Annotated in this window: 17 protein-coding genes; 11 read left to right on the forward strand and 6 right to left on the reverse strand. The window is 75.7% G+C overall.

Translation table 11 applies throughout. From position 1 onward, the window contains the following. The 5 genes from ACI78S_RS13065 to ACI78S_RS13085 are packed head-to-tail and all read left to right on the forward strand — an operon-like array spanning position 1 to position 5,646. Entirely contained in the window at positions 1–966 is a 966-nt protein-coding gene (locus ACI78S_RS13065) for an ABC transporter ATP-binding protein (RefSeq protein ID WP_456973880.1), read from the forward strand. Next, positions 963–1,805 carry an ABC transporter permease gene (locus ACI78S_RS13070; protein ID WP_456973882.1) on the forward strand — a complete coding sequence of 281 codons (843 nt, stop codon included), beginning with the start codon at positions 963–965 and terminating at the stop codon, positions 1,803–1,805. The genes ACI78S_RS13065 and ACI78S_RS13070 overlap by 4 nt, the downstream gene beginning before the upstream one ends. 49 nt (positions 1,806–1,854) lie before the next feature. After that, positions 1,855–4,458 carry a bifunctional FO biosynthesis protein CofGH gene (locus ACI78S_RS13075; RefSeq protein WP_456973884.1) on the forward strand — a complete coding sequence of 868 codons (2,604 nt, stop codon included), beginning with the start codon at positions 1,855–1,857 and terminating at the stop codon, positions 4,456–4,458. 30 nt (positions 4,459–4,488) lie between these two features. Continuing rightward, positions 4,489–4,887, forward strand: coding sequence for a nuclear transport factor 2 family protein (locus ACI78S_RS13080; RefSeq protein ID WP_456973886.1), 399 nt, complete (start codon positions 4,489–4,491; stop codon positions 4,885–4,887). Between the two features lie 9 nt (positions 4,888–4,896). Then, on the forward strand, positions 4,897–5,646 hold the full coding sequence (locus ACI78S_RS13085; protein WP_456973888.1) for a metallophosphoesterase family protein: 750 nt from the start codon (positions 4,897–4,899) through the stop codon (positions 5,644–5,646). A 25-nt stretch (positions 5,647–5,671) separates the two neighbouring features. Here ACI78S_RS13085 and ACI78S_RS13090 read toward each other — a convergent pair whose 3' ends face one another. Together ACI78S_RS13090 and ACI78S_RS13095 are read right to left on the reverse strand one after the other, a co-directional pair. Beyond that, entirely contained in the window at positions 5,672–6,517 is an 846-nt protein-coding gene (locus ACI78S_RS13090; RefSeq protein ID WP_456973890.1) for a formate/nitrite transporter family protein, read from the reverse strand. Between the two features lie 168 nt (positions 6,518–6,685). Continuing rightward, complete coding sequence (locus ACI78S_RS13095) at positions 6,686–6,865, reverse strand: hypothetical protein (RefSeq protein ID WP_456973892.1); 180 nt, start codon at positions 6,863–6,865, stop codon at positions 6,686–6,688. 123 nt (positions 6,866–6,988) lie between these two features. Here ACI78S_RS13095 and ACI78S_RS13100 point away from each other — a divergent pair, with 123 nt between their 5' ends. From ACI78S_RS13100 to ACI78S_RS13110, 3 genes are read left to right on the forward strand one after another with little or no spacing between them, the layout of a single operon-like run. After that, positions 6,989–8,461, forward strand: coding sequence for a SulP family inorganic anion transporter (locus ACI78S_RS13100; RefSeq protein ID WP_456973894.1), 1,473 nt, complete (start codon positions 6,989–6,991; stop codon positions 8,459–8,461). After that, positions 8,461–8,856: a MerR family transcriptional regulator gene (locus ACI78S_RS13105; protein ID WP_456973896.1), complete on the forward strand. Its 396-nt coding sequence runs from the start codon at positions 8,461–8,463 to the stop codon at positions 8,854–8,856. The genes ACI78S_RS13100 and ACI78S_RS13105 overlap by 1 nt, the downstream gene beginning before the upstream one ends. A gap of 45 nt (positions 8,857–8,901) precedes the next feature. Next, positions 8,902–9,549 (forward strand): HAD family hydrolase, encoded by a 648-nt coding sequence (locus ACI78S_RS13110; protein ID WP_456973898.1) that lies wholly within the window; start codon positions 8,902–8,904, stop codon positions 9,547–9,549. Positions 9,550–9,649: 100 nt separating this feature from the next. On the opposite strand, the gene ACI78S_RS13115 is transcribed toward ACI78S_RS13110, so the two are convergent. Next, entirely contained in the window at positions 9,650–10,147 is a 498-nt protein-coding gene (locus ACI78S_RS13115) for an SRPBCC family protein (RefSeq protein WP_456973900.1), read from the reverse strand. Next, complete coding sequence (locus ACI78S_RS13120; RefSeq protein ID WP_456973903.1) at positions 10,144–10,500, reverse strand: ArsR/SmtB family transcription factor; 357 nt, start codon at positions 10,498–10,500, stop codon at positions 10,144–10,146. Before ACI78S_RS13120 ends, ACI78S_RS13115 begins: the two co-directional genes overlap by 4 nt. Positions 10,501–10,626: 126 nt before the next feature. Here ACI78S_RS13120 and ACI78S_RS13125 point away from each other — a divergent pair, with 126 nt between their 5' ends. Both ACI78S_RS13125 and ACI78S_RS13130 read left to right on the forward strand, forming a co-directional pair. Beyond that, entirely contained in the window at positions 10,627–12,309 is a 1,683-nt protein-coding gene (locus ACI78S_RS13125) for a DUF885 domain-containing protein (RefSeq protein WP_456973905.1), read from the forward strand. A 36-nt stretch (positions 12,310–12,345) separates the two neighbouring features. Next, positions 12,346–13,359 (forward strand): NADPH:quinone reductase, encoded by a 1,014-nt coding sequence (locus ACI78S_RS13130; protein ID WP_456973907.1) that lies wholly within the window; start codon positions 12,346–12,348, stop codon positions 13,357–13,359. On the opposite strand, the gene ACI78S_RS13135 is transcribed toward ACI78S_RS13130, so the two are convergent. Further along, positions 13,349–14,245 carry a LysR family transcriptional regulator gene (locus tag ACI78S_RS13135; protein ID WP_456973909.1) on the reverse strand — a complete coding sequence of 299 codons (897 nt, stop codon included), beginning with the start codon at positions 14,243–14,245 and terminating at the stop codon, positions 13,349–13,351. The genes ACI78S_RS13130 and ACI78S_RS13135 overlap by 11 nt on opposite strands. A gap of 72 nt (positions 14,246–14,317) precedes the next feature. Here ACI78S_RS13135 and ACI78S_RS13140 point away from each other — a divergent pair, with 72 nt between their 5' ends. Next, positions 14,318–15,295 carry a DMT family transporter gene (locus ACI78S_RS13140; RefSeq protein ID WP_456973911.1) on the forward strand — a complete coding sequence of 326 codons (978 nt, stop codon included), beginning with the start codon at positions 14,318–14,320 and terminating at the stop codon, positions 15,293–15,295. Here the strand turns inward: ACI78S_RS13140 and ACI78S_RS13145 are convergent. Beyond that, positions 15,258–15,500, reverse strand: coding sequence for a hypothetical protein (locus ACI78S_RS13145; RefSeq protein WP_456973913.1), 243 nt, complete (start codon positions 15,498–15,500; stop codon positions 15,258–15,260). The two genes, ACI78S_RS13140 and ACI78S_RS13145, sit on opposite strands and share 38 nt — an antisense overlap. Positions 15,501–15,759 lie beyond the last annotated feature (259 nt).

Consider the following 15,759-nt stretch of genomic DNA (forward strand, 5'->3'; position numbering starts at 1 on the left):
GTGGACAGCACCGCCGTCCGCTCCGCCGAGCAGCTGCTCGCCGAGCTGCCGCCGTCCCCGGCGGTCTGGTGCTCGGGGCTGCGCAAGCGGTACGGACGGCGGACCGCGGTCGACGGCGTCTCCTTCGCCGTCGGCCGCGGCGAGGTCGTCGGCCTGCTCGGGCCCAACGGCGCCGGCAAGACCAGCGTCATCAAGATGCTGCTCGGGCTGGTGCGCCCCGACGACGGCGAGGTGCTGCTGCTCGGCCGCCCCGGCCGCGACCCGCGGGCCCGCGCGAAGGTCGGCTACCTGCCCGAGCTCTTCCGGTACCAGCCGTGGCTGACCCCCGACGAGGTGCTCGCCCTGCACGTGCGGCTCGCCGGCGCGCGCATCCCCCGGGACGAGCAGCGCGAGGCCCTCGCCCTCGTCGGGCTGGCCGCCCGGGCCGGCGACCGGATCGGCGGGTTCTCCAAGGGCATGCAGCAGCGGCTCGGCCTCGCCGTCGCCCTGGTCGCCCGCCCGGAGCTCGTCGTCCTCGACGAGCCGACCAGCGCGCTGGACCCGCTCGGGCGGGCCGACGTCCGCGACATCGTGCTCTCCCTCAAGGAGCGCGGGGTGGCGGTGCTGCTCAACTCGCACCTGATCGGCGAGGTGGAACGGGTCTGCGACCGCGTGGTCATCCTCGACGGCGGCCGCGTCGCCGCCTCGGGCACGCTGGCCGAGCTGCTCGGCCAGCGTGAGCTGCGGCTGCGCCTGGGCGGGGTGAGCGCGGCGGCGCAGGCCCGGCTGGCCGCGACCGGGGCGGTCACCCGCACCGGCGACGAGTTCACCGTCGCCCTGACCGGGGAGGACGACGGCGCGGCCGTGCCCGACCTGATCGCCGACCTGGTGGGCCTGGGCGTGCGGGTGCACGCGGTCGAGCCGGGGCGGATCAGCCTCGAGGAGCGCCTGCTGGGCATCCTGCGCCACGAGGAGGAGCAGCGGTGAGCGTCGTCCTGACCGTCGCCGGGCTGACGCTGCGCGAGGCGTCCCGGCGCAAGGTGCTGCGCGCGCTCGCCGTGCTGACCCTGGCCCTGCTGGGCCTCTCCGGCTGGGGGTTCGCCCGGCTCTCCGCCGAGCTCGGCACCCTGACCAGCGGCGAGTCCGGCCTGATCGCGGCGCAGGTGCTCAACCTGGTCATGTTCGGCCTCAGCCTCATCGCGGCCCTGGGCACGGCGTTCCTCGCCGGGCCGAGCCTGTCCGGCGAGGTGGAGTCGGGCATGGCCCTGGCGATGCTCGCGCGGCCGGTGCGCCGCTCCGCCGTCCTGGCGGGCAAGTGGCTGGGGCTGGTGGCGTTCGGCAGCGCGTTCGTCGCCGTCGCCGGGGTGGCGGAGTTCGTCGTCGTGCGCGCGACGATCGGCTACTGGCCGCCGGACCCGGTCTCCGGCCTGCTGTTCCTCGGCGCCCAGACGGCGGTGCTGCTCACCCTCACCCTGCTGCTCGCCACCGTGATCTCCCCGATGGCCTCCGGCATCGTCGCCGTCGGGCTGTTCGGCGCGACGTGGATCGCCGGCGTGGTCGGCACCGTCGGGGACGTGATCGGCAACGAGGGCGTCTCGCGGGTCGGCACCGTCTCGCGGGTGCTGCTGCCCACCGACGGGCTGTGGCAGGGCGCGATGTACTCCTTCCAGGACACCTCGCTGCTGGCGGCGGTCGGGCCCGCCGGGGGCACGTCGCCCTTCTTCGCCACCGCGCCGCTGAGCGCCGCCTACCTGACCTGGGTGGTCGTGTGGGTGCTGCTGATCGGCGGCCTGGCGGCGCTCTCGTTCAGCCGCCGCGACGTGTGAGAGGCCGAACGGTAGGTCCTGGGGGCAGGTGCGGATAGCGTCGGGGGCGATGAACGCGCCGCTGATCCCGACGGAGTCCGCCCTGCGCCGCGCGCTGGCCCGCGCCGAACGGGGCGTGACGCTGGACGCCACCGAGGCGGAGACGCTGCTGCACGCCCGCGGGCTGGGCGAGGGCGAGCCGCTGGACCGGCTGCTGGTCGCCGCCTCGCGGGTGCGCGACGCGGGCCTGGTCTCGGCCGGGCGGCCCGGGGTGGTCACCTACAGCAGGAAGGTGTTCATCCCGCTCACCCACCTGTGCCGCGACCGCTGCCACTACTGCACGTTCGTCACCACGCCCGGGCAGCTGCGCAAGGCCGGCAAGGCGCCCTACCTCTCCCCCGACGAGGTGCTCGACATCGCCCGGGCCGGCGCGGCGCTGGGCTGCAAGGAGGCGCTGTTCACCCTCGGCGACCGGCCCGAGGACCGCTGGCCGGTCGCGGCCGAGTGGCTGGAGGCGCACGGCTTCGACTCCACGCTCGGCTACCTGCGGGCCATGGCCATCCGAGTGCTGGAGGAGACCGGCCTGCTGCCGCACCTCAACCCCGGCGTGCTGTCGTGGGAGGAGATCCAGCGGCTCAAGCCGGTGGCGGCGTCGATGGGCATGATGCTCGAGACGACGGCGACCCGGCTGTGGGCCGAGCCCGGCGGCCCGCACTTCGGCTCGCCGGACAAGGAGCCCGCGGTGCGGCTGCGGGTGCTGGAGGACGCCGGCCGCTCCGCCGTCCCGTTCACCACCGGGGTGCTGCTCGGCATCGGCGAGGACTACGCCGAGCGGGTCGACGCCGTCCTGCGGATCCGCGCCGCCCACTCCCGGCACGGGCACGTGCAGGAGGTCATCGTCCAGAACTTCCGCGCCAAGCCGCGCACCGCGATGGCCGCGCACGACGACCTGGAGCTGCAGGAGTACGTCGCCGCCGTCGCCGTCACCCGGCTGCTGCTGGGGCCGAAGGCGCGGGTGCAGGCGCCGCCGAACCTCTCCGACACCACCGAGCTGGGCCTGCTGATCCGCGCCGGCGTCGACGACTGGGGCGGCGTCTCCCCGCTCACCCCCGACCACGTCAACCCCGAGCGGCCGTGGCCCAACATCGACAAGCTCGCCGCGCTGACCGCCGAGGCCGGCTACGAGCTGCGCGAGCGGCTCGCCGCCCAGCCGCCGTACGTGCTGGCACCCGAGCCGTGGTTGGACCCGCGGGTGCGCCCGCACGTGTCCGCGCTGGCCGGCCCCGACGGGCTCGCCGTCGAGGAGCGGATCCCCACCGGCCTGCCCTGGCAGGAGCCCGACGAGGCGTGGACGAGCTCCGGCCGCACCGACCTGCACGTCGAGATCGACACGGTCGGGCGCACCGGCGACCGGCGCAGCGACTTCGACGCCGTCTACGGCGACTGGGCCGACCTGCGCTCCCGCACCGAGAGCGCCCGCGACGGTCGCTCGACGGCGCTGGCCGTCGGCGACCCCGAGGTGCGGGCGGCGCTGCGGCACGCCGAGCGCGACCCGGCCGGGTTGTCCGACGCCGAGTACCTCGCGCTGCTCGGCGCCGACGGGGCCGACCTCGAGGTGCTGGCCGCGCTCGCCGACGGCGTGCGGGCCGAGGTCAACGGCGACGACGTCACCTACGTCGTCAACCGGAACATCAACTTCACCAACGTCTGCTACACCGGCTGCCGGTTCTGCGCGTTCGCCCAGCGGCGCACCGACGCCGACGCCTACACGCTGTCGATGCAGCAGGTCGGCGACCGGGTCGACCAGGCGTGGGCGGCCGGGGCGACCGAGATCTGCATGCAGGGCGGCATCCACCCCGACCTGCCCGGCACCGCCTACTTCGACCTCGCCCGGGAGGTGAAGGCCCGGCAGCCCGGCATCCACCTGCACGCCTTCTCCCCCATGGAGATCGTCAACGGCGCGGCCCGCACCGGGCTGTCGTTCGCCGACTTCCTCACCGGGCTCAAGGAGGCCGGGCTCGGCTCGATCCCCGGGACGGCCGCGGAGATCCTCGACGACGACGTCCGCTGGGTGCTCACCAAGGGCAAGCTGCCCACCGCCACCTGGCTGGAGATCATCGGCACCGCGCACCGCGTCGGCATCCCGACGACGTCGACGATGATGTACGGCCACGTCGACACCCCGGCGCACTGGGTCGGCCACCTGCGCACGCTGGCCCGCCAGCAGGACGAGACCGGTGGCTTCACCGAGTTCGTGCTGCTGCCGTTCGTGCACCACAACGCGCCGATCTACCTGGCCGGCGTCGCCCGCCCCGGGCCGACGGTGCGCGAGAACCGGGCGCTGCACGCCGTCGCCCGGCTGCTGCTGCACGGGCGCATCGGCAACATCCAGACCTCGTGGGTCAAGCTCGGCGAGGCCGGCACCCGGGCGGTGCTGCAGGGCGGCGCCAACGACCTCGGCGGCACGCTGATGGAGGAGACGATCAGCCGGATGGCCGGCAGTGAGAACGGCTCGCTGAAGACCATCGCCGAGCTGGAGGCGCTCGCGGCCTCCATCGGCCGGCCCGCGCGGCAGCGCACCACCGAGTACGGCACCCCGACCGACGAGCGGATCCGCACCGCCCGCTCCGAGGAGGGCCGCCGGGCCTTGACGCTGTCCATCACGCCGGTCTGAGCTGTCCCCGGGCTCACCCGGGAGGCGGCCATGACCGATCTGCGCACACGCACCACCCGCGAGGTGCTCGACGACCACCTGCGCCTCGCCGACGAGGGCGCGGTCGAGGAGGACCTGGCCCGCAACGTGGCCGACGACGTGGTCGTCCTCACCGCGCGCGGCGTCTTCCACGGCCACGACGGCGTCCGCGAGCTGGCCCGGCAGCTCTACGAGGAGATCCCCAGCGGCCGGTGGACCTACGTGTCGACGCAGGTGTCGGGGCGGATGGCGCTGCTGGAGTGGACCGTCGACGCCGGGCCGTACCGCATCCCGGACGGCGCCGACTCCTACCTCGTCGAGGACGGGAAGATCCGCGCGCAGACCATCCACTACACGGTGCAGGACGCGGAGGGACGGCTGCTGATCCGGCCCGACGGCACCCGCCCGTAGGTTCGGCGGGTGCGCATCGCGGCGATCTCCGACGTCCACGGCAACCTCGGCGCGCTCGACGCCGTCCTGGCCGACGCCGCGGACCGGGACGTCGACGTCGTGGTGAACCTGGGTGACCTGCTCTCCGGCGCGCTGCGGCCGGCGGCCACCGCCGACCGGCTGGTGGAGCTGGACCTGCCCACCGTCCGCGGCAACCACGAACGGCAGCTGCTGACGTTCCCGCGGGAACGCATGGGCGCATCCGACCGGCTGGCCCACGACCAGCTCACCGACGCCCACCGGGAGTGGCTGGCCGGGCTGCCGCTCACCCTCGAGCCCGCGCCCGGCGTGCTCGCCTTCCACGGCACGCCCACCGACGACCTGACCTACCTGCTCGAGACCGTAGAGCCGGCCGGCGCCCGCCCGGCGACCCCGGCGGAGGTGGCCGACCGGCTCGGCCCGCGCGCCGGCACCCCGCTCCTGCTCTGCGGGCACACGCACCTGCAGCGCGCGCTGCGGCTGCCGGCCGGCGCGCTGGTCGTCAACCCCGGCAGCGTCGGCTGGCCGGCCTACGCCGACGACCACCCGCACCCGCACGTCGTGGAGGCCGGGTCGCCGCACGCGCGGTACGCCGTGCTGGACGACGCCGACGGCGCCTGGACGGCGGACCTGCGCGCGGTCGCCTACGACTGGGACGCCGCCGCCGCGCTCGCCGACGCCAACGGCCGCCCCGACGTCGCGTTCGCGCTGCGCACCGGCCGCGCGCGGCGCACCGGGTGACCCCCGTCGTGCCGGGCGGGCGCGCTCACGCCCGCTCGGCGGGCTCCGACGTCTTCGGCGCGCGCTCGGGCTGGTCGCGCAGGAACAGGTACCAGTAGGACGTCGCCACGAAGACGACCGCGCCCACCAGGTTGCCGGCGGCGGCGAGCAGCCAGTTGACCGCGACGTCGCCCCACCCCAGCTCCGGGACGCCGGCGAACATCGCCGCGGGCAGGAAGAACATGTTGGCCACGACGTGGTCGAAGCCCATCGCGACGAACGCCGTGATCGGGAAGAAGATCGCCAGGATCTTGCCGGCGACGGAGGTCGCGGCCAGCGACATCCACACCGCGAGGCAGACCAGCCAGTTGCAGCCCACCGCGCGCAGGAACGTCTCCCACGCCGTGTGCTCCGTGGCCTTGCCGAGCGCGATGCCCTCGAGCCGCTCGTAGGTGAGCAGCGCGTTCCCGCTGCTGCCGGCGCTCCCGATCACGTCGCTCTGGACGGCCAGGAAGTAGGCGACGAACAGCGCGCCGATCAGGTTGCCCAGCAGCACGAGGGTGAGGTTGCGGACGACGTCGGAGCCGGAGATCCGCCCGCGCATGGCGCTGAGCGGGACCAGCATCATGTTGCCGGTGGCCAGGTCGGACCCGGCGATGAGCACCAGGACCAGCCCGAGGGTGAACGCGGCGCCGGTGAACAGCGTCGGCAGGGTGCCCCACTGGTCGGCGTCCAGGCCCGAGGAGACCGCGATCGCCACCAGCCCGCCGAAGGCGATGTACGCGCCGGCCAGGAACGCGCTCACCAGCACCCGGTCCCACGAGCGGTGGGTCTTCTTGACCCCCAGCTCGGCGGCGACCTGCGCCATCTCCTGGGGTTCACGAGCGGTCATCGGCACCTCCCGGTGGGCAGCGGCGGAACCGATCCGTACCCGCGGGAGCGCCGGGGATGCCTCAGCCCTCGGCGAGCGCCGCGCAGGTGGCGAGCTCGAAGACCTCCCGCAGCTCGGCGAACCGCTCGGGTGCGGTCGACGGGGTGATCCGGGCGGTCACCGAGACCGTCACCGTCCGCCGCCCGTCGTCGGTCGCGGCGGCGAACTGGTGTGGCCCAGCGTGTTGCCCGTGTGCCCCTGGACGGTGCCGCAGCGCGTGTCGTACCGGAACAGCGCCGGCCCGGCCGAGTTCTCGCCCGGGCCGGGCAGCTCGGAGGGAGACCACTGCCGCCCGGGGGTGATGGACATCCCACGACCCTTCCCTCACGTGAGGGAAGGGTTCGGGGGGAAGCTGGAGGGCACCCGGGGACGCCGACGTCGCCGTTCCGCACCCGCCGCGCACCGCGCGCCCCCGATCCCGAGAACGGTGGCATGTCCTCCCGCCTGCACTCCCTGCCCCGACCCGCCTGGCTCTCCCCGCAGGTGGCCCGCACCGAGGTGCTGGCCGGCCTGGTGGTCGCGCTGGCGCTGATCCCCGAGGCGATCAGCTTCTCGATCCTGGCCGGCGTCGACCCGCGCGTCGGGTTGTTCGCGTCGTTCACGATGGCCGTGGTCATCGCGTTCTCCGGCGGCCGCCCGGCGATGATCAGCGCCGCCACCGGGGCCGTCGCGCTGGTCGTGGCCCCGCTGGTCCGCGACCACGGCCTGCAGCACCTCCTCGCCGCGGTCGTGCTCGGCGGCGTGTTCCAGGTGCTCCTGGCCGCGGCCGGCGTCGCCCGGCTGATGCGCTTCGTCCCGCGCAGCGTGATGGTCGGCTTCGTCAACGCGCTGGCGATCCTGATCTTCACCGCGCAGCTGCCGCACCTGGTCGGCGTGCCGTGGCTGGTCTACCCGATGGTCGCCGCCGGGCTGGCGATCATCTTCCTGCTCCCGCGGCTGACCACGGTCGTACCCGCGCCGCTGGTCTCGATCGTGGTGCTCACCGGGCTGACCGTGACCGCCGGCCTCGCCGTCCCGGACGTCGGCGACGAGGGGGCGCTGCCCGACAGCCTGCCGTTCTTCGCGCTGCCCGACGTCCCCCTCACGCTGGAGACGCTGGCGGTCGTCGCGCCCTACGCCCTGGGCGTCGCCCTCGTCGGGCTCCTCGAGTCGCTGATGACCGCCAAGCTGGTCGACGACCTCACCGACACCCGCTCCGACAAGACCCGCGAGTCGTGGGGGCAGGGCGTGGCCAACGTCGTCACCGGGTTCTTCGGCGGGATGGGTGGCTGCGCCATGATCGGGCAGACCATGATCAACGTGAAGTCGGGGGCGCGCACCCGGCTCTCCACGTTCCTGGCCGGCGCCCTGCTGCTCGTCCTCGTGGTGGCGCTCGGCGACGTCGTCGCGGTGATCCCGATGGCCGCCCTCGTCGCGGTGATGGTCTTCGTGTCGATCGCCACGTTCGACTGGCACAGCCTGCGCACGATCCACCGGATGCCGCGCAGCGAGACCGCGGTGATGCTGACGACCGTGGCCGGCACCCTGCTCACCCACAACCTCGCCGTCGGCGTCGGGGCTGGCGTGCTCGTGGCCTGCGTGCTGTTCGCCCGCCGGGTCGCGCACCTGGCCGAGGTCACCAGCGCTCCCGCCGCCGACGGGGCCCGCGTCTACTCCGTGCGGGGGGCGCTGTTCTTCGCCTCGAGCAACGACCTCTACGCGCAGTTCGACTACTCCGGGGACCCGGACCGGGTGGTGATCGACCTGTCCGACGCCCACGTGTGGGACGCCTCCACGGTGGCCGCGCTGGACGCGATCACGCACAAGTACGCCTCCCGCGGCAAGACGGTCGAGATCGTCGGGCTGAGCGGGCACTCCGCCGACCGCTTCCGGCGGCACACCGGCCAGCTCACCGGCGCGCACTGATGCCGCGCACGGAGGGGCTGGTGCAGATCGGCCGGGTCGCCGAGCGCACCGGCCTGAGCCTGCGCACGATCCGCTTCTACGAGGAGCACGGCCTGGTGCGCCCCACCACCCGCAGCGACGGCGGTTTCCGCCTCTACAGCGACGACGACGTCGCCCGGCTGGAACTGGTCAAACGGATGAAGCCGCTCGGGTTCACCGTCGAGGAGATGCAGGAGCTCATCGCGCTGCTCGAGGACCTGGACCGGGCCGGACCCGACCGCGAGCGGCTGCTGGACCGGTTGCGCATGTTCCACGAGGCGGCCGAGGTGCGCGTCGCCGCGCTGCGCGAGCAGCTCGCCGTGGCCGAGGGGTTCGCCGGCACGATCGGCGAGCACCTGCGGGCCCGCGGGGCCTGAGCGCCGAGGTTTCCCACCCTCGGGGACCCCGGTAACCACACCGGTGTGACACCGACCGTCGTCTTCGACCTCGACAAGGTCCTGCTCGGCGGCGACGCGTCGACGCTGTTCCTGCACGGCCGGCTACGCCGGCGGCCGGGCCGCGCGCTTTCCCTGCTGCCGGCCGCGCCGCTGCTGGCGGCGGGCGCGGCGGTGCCGCGGCTGCGGCCGCTGGCCGCCCGGCTGATGACCCGGCTGGCGATCGGCGGGGCCGACGGCGCGGACGTCGACGCGGTGGCGGAGGCCTTCGGCGAGGCGCTGGCCCGCAAGCCCGAGGCGGCGGTGGCCGAGGCCGTCGCCCGCGTGCGGGCCCACCAGCGGGCGGGCGACCAGGTGGTGGTGGCGACGGGCTGCGAGGAGGTGCTGGCCCGCGGCTTCCTGCGGGCGGTGGGCCTGGGCGACCTCGACGTCGTCGGGTCGACCGCCGCCCTGCGGCCGCCGCGCGCCCGCCGCGCCATGGGCGAGGAGAAGGTGCGGATGCTGGCCGAGCGCGGGTACCCGCCGCCGTGGCGTGCCGTCTACAGCGACAGCGCGTCGGACCTGCCGCTGTTCGCCGGCACGCCCCGGCCGGTGCTGGTCAACGCCGGGGAGCGGGCCGCCCGGGCGGTCGAGCGGGTGCTGGGCCGGCGCCCGGAGACGGTGACCTGGCGCTGAGCACGGCTGGGGCACCGGGCGGCACGACCACCACGGGCTGCCGCCGAACCCCCGGCGCAGGCACGGCCGGGCGCTCGGACGGCTGCCCCCGGCGCCCGCCTCAGGAGCCGGCCGCGGTGTCGGCGAGGACCTCGTCGAGCTTCTCGTAGCCCTCGACGATGCCGGTCTCCATGCCGCTGGCCACCATGGCGTCGCGGTCCTCGAAGGAGTCGACGAGCGAGGTGGCCACCAGGCGGGTGCGGCCGCCGGGCAGGGGCTCGAGCCGGAGCTTCTCCAGCGCCACGCCGTCGGGCATGCCCTCGAAGGTGAAGGTCTGCACGATCAGCTCGTTCTCGCGCAGCTCGTGGAAGGTGCCGCGGAACGCGTACACCTCCTCGCCCCGGCGGTGCAGGTAGCGGTACGAGCCGCCGGTGCGGCAGTCCCAGCCGTCGACCGTCATCTCCAGCCCGCGCGGGCCGAGCCACTTCACCAGCAGCTCGGGGTCGGTGTGGGCCCGGTAGACCTTCTCCGGCGGGGCGTCGAACTCGCGGGTGATGCGCACGAGCGGGACCTTCTGGTCGACCTCGATCTGCGTCTCGTGGCGGGCGGCGGTGGTCATGACCGTTCTCCTCTTCCGTGGGTGGGTGGTTCGTCCTCCATGGACCGGAGGACGTCGTCGAGGCGGCGGTAGCGCTGCTCGGCCTCCCGCCGGTAGCGCTCGATCCACTTTGTCATCAGGTCGAACACCTCCGCCTCGAGGTGGACCGGTCGGCGCTGCGCCTCCCGGCTGCGGGTGACCAGGCCGGCCTCCTCGAGCACCTTGAGGTGCTTGGAGACCGCCTGGAGGGTGACGTCGTAGGGGGCGGCGAGCTCGTTGACCGTCGCGTCGCCGCTGGCCAGCCGGGCCACCATGTCGCGCCGGATGGGATCGGCGAGGGCCGAGAAGACCCGGGACAACGGATCGGGCGGCACGACCGCCTCCTTGGTGCTCAACCATTTGGTTGAGTAGAACCGTAGCGCTGGGCGCCGTCGTGGTCAACCGCTTGGTTGAGAAAAAGTCCGGCGACGCCGGTCGCGCGACCCGTTAGCGTGCGGCGGGTGAGCGCCGCCCCTGCCCGCCCGCCGTCCGACCTCGACCGGCTGGCCGACCGGTTCGTCGAGGAGTACGCCGCCGCCTCCCCTGTCACCGCCACCTACATCGGCGTGCCCGGGCACGACGACCGGTGGCCCGACCTCTCCCCCGACGGGCACGAGGAGGTGGCCGGCCTGCTGCGCCGCACCCGGGCCGAGGTGGCGGCCACCGAGCCGGTGGACCGCCGGGAGGAGATCGCCCGCGCGGCGATGCTCGAGCGCGTCGGCGCCGAGCTCGACCTGTACGAGGCCGGCCTGGTCCAGTCCGACCTCAACAGCGCCGCCAGCCATCTGCAGCACTTCCGGATGGTCTTCGACCTCATGCCGACCGACACCGCCGAGCAGTGGGCCACCGTCGGCCGGCGCCTGGCCGCGGTTCCCGCCGCGCTCGACGGCTACGTCGACGGGCTGGCCGCGGCCGCCGCGCGCGGCAGGGTCACCGCGGCGCGGCAGGTCCGCCTCGCCGCGGGGCATGCGCGGTCGTGGGCCGGCACCCCCGACGCGCCCGGGTTCTTCGCCGAGCTGGTCGGCGGCGCCCCCGACGACGGCGCGCTGCGGGCCGACCTGGAGCGGGCCGCGACCGCCGCCGCCGAGGGCCTGCACGCCTTCGCCGACCGCATCGAGCGCGAGCTGCTCCCCCGCGCGCCCGAGCGGGACGCCGCCGGGCGCGAGCGCTACGCCGTGGAGAGCCGCTTCCACACCGGCGTCGAGCTCGACCTGGACGAGACCTACGCCTGGGGTTGGGAGGAGCTCGCCCGCATCGTCGCCGAGAAGGAGGCGGTGGCCGAGCGGATCGCCCCGGGCGAGGGCGTCGCCGGCGCGATGGCGGCGCTCGACGCCGACCCCGCGCGCCTGGTCCGCGGGCGCGACGCGCTGCAGGCCTGGCTGCAGGACTCGGCCGACCGGGCGATCGCGGCTCTCGACGGCGTGCACTTCGACATCCCCGAGCCGGTCCGCCGGCTGGAGGGGCGGGTGATCGGCGCGACCGGGCTCGGCGTCTACTACAGCGGGCCGACCGAGGACTTCAGCCGGCCCGGCCGCATGTGGTGGTCGCTGCCCGAGGGCGTGGAGGAGATGACCACCTGGCGGGAGACGACGACGGTGCACCACGAGGGCGTCCCCGGCCACCACCTGCAGATCGGCCAGACCGTCTACAACGCCGCGCTGCTCAACCGCTGGCAGCGGCTGCTGTGCGACTGCTCCGCGCACGCCGAGGGCTGGGCGCTCTACGCCGAGCGGCTGATGGACGAGCTCGGCTTCCTCGAGGACCCCGGCGACCGCCTCGGCATGCTCGACGCGCAGGAGCTGCGCGCCGCCCGGGTGGTCCTCGACATCGGGGTGCACCTGGACCTGCCTCTCCCGCCCGCGGCCGGCCTCGGCCCCCGCTGGACCTACGAGGTGGCGGCGGCGTTCCTCCGCCGGCACGTCTCGATGGAGGAGCAGATGCGCACCGACGAGCTGCACCGCTACCTCGGCTGGCCCGGGCAGGCGCCGGTCTACAAGGTCGGCGAGCGCGTCTTCCTGAGCGGCCGCGAGGAGGCGCGGGCGCGGGCGGGCGCGGCGTTCGACCTCAGGGCCTGGCACCGCGCCGTCCTGGACCTCGGCCCGCTGGGACTGGGCCCGCTGACCGACGAGCTCGCCCGCCTGTAGGGGAATCGGACGAGGTCCGGGCGGGTTCGCCGCCGTATGCGTGCCATCTCCTACAGCCGGTCCGGTGGTCCCGACGTCCTCGAGCTGGTCGAGCGGCCGCTCCCCGAACCCGGGCCCGGGGAGGTGCGCGTGCGCGTCGCCTTCTCCGGCGTCAACCCGACCGACTGGAAGTCGCGGGCCGGCACCGACCCCGGTGCCGGCGGCCAGATCCCCAACCAGGACGGCGCCGGCACCGTGGACGCGGTCGGCGAGGGCGTCGACCCCGTGCTGGTCGGGGAGCGGGTGTGGATCTGGGAGGCCGCCTGGCAGCGCCCGTGGGGCACGGCCGCCGAGCACACCGTCGTCCCCGCCCGGCAGGTCGTGCTGCTCGGCCCCGACCCGTCGTTCGAGCTGGGCGCCGCCCTCGGCATCCCCTTCCTCACCGCGCACCGCGCGCTCACCGTCGCCGAGTCGCTGCCCGACCGGCTGGGGCCGGGCTCGCTCACCGGGCACACCGTGCTGGTGCAGGGCGGCGCCGGCGCGGTCGGCAACGCCGCGATCCAGCTCGCCCGGTGGGCCGACGCCACCGTCGTCGCCACGGTGAGCAGCCCGCGCAAGGCGCAGCTGGCCGCGGCGGCCGGGGCCGACCACGTCGTCGACTACCGGCGGCAGGACGTCGTCGCCGAGGTGCGCAAGATCGCCCTGCGGGGTGTCGACGCCATCGTCGAGGTCGACGCCGCGTCCAACGCCGCCACCGACGCGCAGCTGATCGCCCCGCACGGCGCCGTGGCGGTCTACGCCGGCACCGGCGACCAGACCCTCACCGTGCCCATCCGCTCGCAGATGACCCCGAACGCGCGCTGGCAGTTCGTGCTCGTCTACACCGAGCCCGAGCGGGCCAAGGCGATCGGCGTCGAGGACGTCAACGCCGCCGTGCTCGACGGCGCCGTCCGGGTGGGCGAGGAGGCCGGCCTGCCGCTGCACGTCTTCCCGCTGGAGCGGACCGGCGAGGCGCACCGCGCGGTCGAGGAGGGCGCGGTCGGCAAGGTCCTGGTCGACGTCACGGCCTGACCCCTTCCCCGACGACGGCGCGCAGGGCGTCGAGCACGGTCCGGACCGACGCGCGCGCCAGGTTCTCGGGACGGGCCAGGACGTCGACGTACCGCGCCGGCGCCACGTCGGCCAGCGGGCGCAGGACGACGGCCGGGTCGGGGCGGGTGGTGCAGGCGGGCAGCAGCGCGACCGCGGCGCCGGCGGCCACCAGCGAGGCGGCGACGCCGAACTCGTTGATCCGGTGCCGCACGTCCAGCGGGCGGTGCGCGGCCGCCGCGATCGCCTGCAGCGGCGCCTCCAAGGGGAAGCCCTCGTGCACCGACACCCAGACCTCCCCGGCGACGTCGGCGGCGGTGAGCTCGGCGCGGGCGGCCAGGGGCGAGCCGGCCGACACGGCCACGTGCAGCGGCTCGCGGACCAGCGGGACGACGGCGAGCCGCCCGGCCGGCCACGGCGGGCTGGAGTCGTGCCGGTGGGCGACCACGAGGTCGTGGTCGGCGACCAGGGCGGGGAAGGCCGACTGCGCGACGTCCTCGTCGGCGCAGGACACCGCCGGGCCGCCGGCCGTCCGGGCCAGCAGCGGCGCGAACCAGGCCAGCGCGGCGCTGTGGAACGCGGCCACCCTGACCGCCGCGGCCGGTTCGTCGAGGTAGGCGTCGACCGCCCGGCGGGCGCGGTCCAGCGCCGCCGAGACCTCGACCGCCGCGGCGGCCAGCGCCTCCCCGGCCGGCGTGAGCACCAGCCGCCGCCCCCGCTTCTCGGTCAGGGGCGCGCGCACCGACCGCTGCAGCGCGGCCAGCTGCTGGGAGACGGCGGACGGCGTCACGAACAGCGCCCGCGCCACCGCGGCCACGCTGCCCCGCTCCCCCAGCTCCCGCAGGAGGGCGAGCTGACGGACGTCCATGCAGCAACGCTAAACCATCGGTTCAGCGATCGGAGCGTTGTCTAACGCTTCTGGTCGACCCACGATCGCCGCGTGCGCCCCTCCCGCAGCCCCGCCGACCTGGTCCTGATCGCCGTCGCGGCGGTGTGGGGCAGCAGCTACCTCGCCGCGAAGGTGCTGGTGGGTCCGGTGGGGGTGGCGCCCGTGCTCGCGCTGCGGTTCCTCCTCGCGACCGCCGTCCTGGTGGTGGTGGTCGCCGCCCGCCGGCGCCGGCCGACGCGGGCGGACCTGACGCTGGGGCTGCTCCTCGGCGGCACGCAGGCCGCCGTGCTGGCGCTCGAGACGGCCGGGGTGGCACGCACCAGCGCGACCAACGCGGGCCTGCTCATCGGGCTGACGGTGCTGGTCACGCCGGTCGTCGAGGGCCTGGTCACCGGGCGGCGGCTGCCAGCGGCCTTCTTCGGCGCGGGCCTGCTGGCCGTCGTCGGGGTCGCGCTGCTCGGGGACGGGTTCCGGGCGCCGTCGGCGGGCGACGCGCTCGTGCTGGCCGCCGCCGTCGTCCGCGCGGGGCACGTGACGGCGCTCGGCCGGCTGACCACCGGGCGGGACGTCGACACGTGGACGCTCACCCTCGTGCAGAGCGCGGTCTGCGCCGCCGCCTTCGCGCTCGCCGACCCGCGGGGGCTGGCCGCCGCGGCGACGGGCCTGGACCGGGCGCAGTGGGTCTGCGTCGCGTGGCTGGCCCTGGCCTGCAGCGTGTTCGCCTTCGCCGCCCAGCTCTGGGCGGTGCGCCGCACGTCGGCCTCCCGGGCCGGCCTCCTGCTGGGCACCGAGCCGGTGTGGGCGGTCGCCGTCGGGCTGGGCCTCGGCGGGGAGTCGCTGGGCGTCCTCGGGGCCGTCGGCGCGGTCCTCGTCGTCGCGGCGACGAGCTGGGGCCGGCGGGTGGAGTCCCGGCACCGCGCCGGTGCGCGGCAGGCCGCGGACGGGCCCGGCTCCCCGGCGCGGGAGCCGGGCCCGGTGCGCGCCGTGCCGGTCAGCGCCGGGCGCGAGCCGCTCGGCGGACCAGGGTGACGGCCACGACGACCGCCGCCACGAGCAGCACGCCGAACCCGATGAGCCCGTACATCGGCAGGTCGTCGGCCACCGTCTCGAGCTGGCTGCCGTCGGCGATCTGCTCGTCGTCGGCCGTCGGCGGCTGCGGGGCCGCCGACCCGGTCGGCCGCGCCGGCACGCTCGCCGACGCCGACGCCGACGCGACCGGTGCCGGCGGGACCACCTCGCCGTCGACGTCCTGCGCGCCACCGGCCGCGGCCTGCCCGGCGCCGGTGCCGGTGCCCGTGCCACCCGTGCCCCCGGTGCCGCCGCTCCCGGCGATCTGCGGTGGGGGGGGGGGGGGGGGGGGGGGGGGGGGGGGGGGGGGGGGGGGTGGGGGGGGGGGGGGGGGGGGGGGCGGGGGGGGGGGGGGGGGGGGGGGGGGGGGGGGGGGGGGGGGGGGGGGGGGGGGGGGGGGGGGGGGGGGGGGGGGGGGGGGGGGG

The organism is Geodermatophilus sp. SYSU D00815 (assembly GCF_054050035.1).

Bases quoted from the DNA above. Each gene is read 5' to 3' on its own strand.
- ACI78S_RS13075 (WP_456973884.1), top strand. From the start codon at position 1,855: ATGAACGCGCCGCTGATCCCGACGGAGTCCGCCCTGCGCCGCGCGCTG.
- ACI78S_RS13080 (WP_456973886.1), top strand. From the start codon at position 4,489: ATGACCGATCTGCGCACACGCACCACCCGCGAGGTGCTCGACGACCAC.
- ACI78S_RS13090 (WP_456973890.1), bottom strand. From the start codon at position 6,517: ATGACCGCTCGTGAACCCCAGGAGATGGCGCAGGTCGCCGCCGAGCTG.
- ACI78S_RS13095 (WP_456973892.1), bottom strand. From the start codon at position 6,865: ATGTCCATCACCCCCGGGCGGCAGTGGTCTCCCTCCGAGCTGCCCGGC.
- ACI78S_RS13100 (WP_456973894.1), top strand. From the start codon at position 6,989: ATGTCCTCCCGCCTGCACTCCCTGCCCCGACCCGCCTGGCTCTCCCCG.
- ACI78S_RS13105 (WP_456973896.1), top strand. From the start codon at position 8,461: ATGCCGCGCACGGAGGGGCTGGTGCAGATCGGCCGGGTCGCCGAGCGC.
- ACI78S_RS13115 (WP_456973900.1), bottom strand. From the start codon at position 10,147: ATGACCACCGCCGCCCGCCACGAGACGCAGATCGAGGTCGACCAGAAG.
- ACI78S_RS13130 (WP_456973907.1), top strand. From the start codon at position 12,346: ATGCGTGCCATCTCCTACAGCCGGTCCGGTGGTCCCGACGTCCTCGAG.
- ACI78S_RS13135 (WP_456973909.1), bottom strand. From the start codon at position 14,245: ATGGACGTCCGTCAGCTCGCCCTCCTGCGGGAGCTGGGGGAGCGGGGC.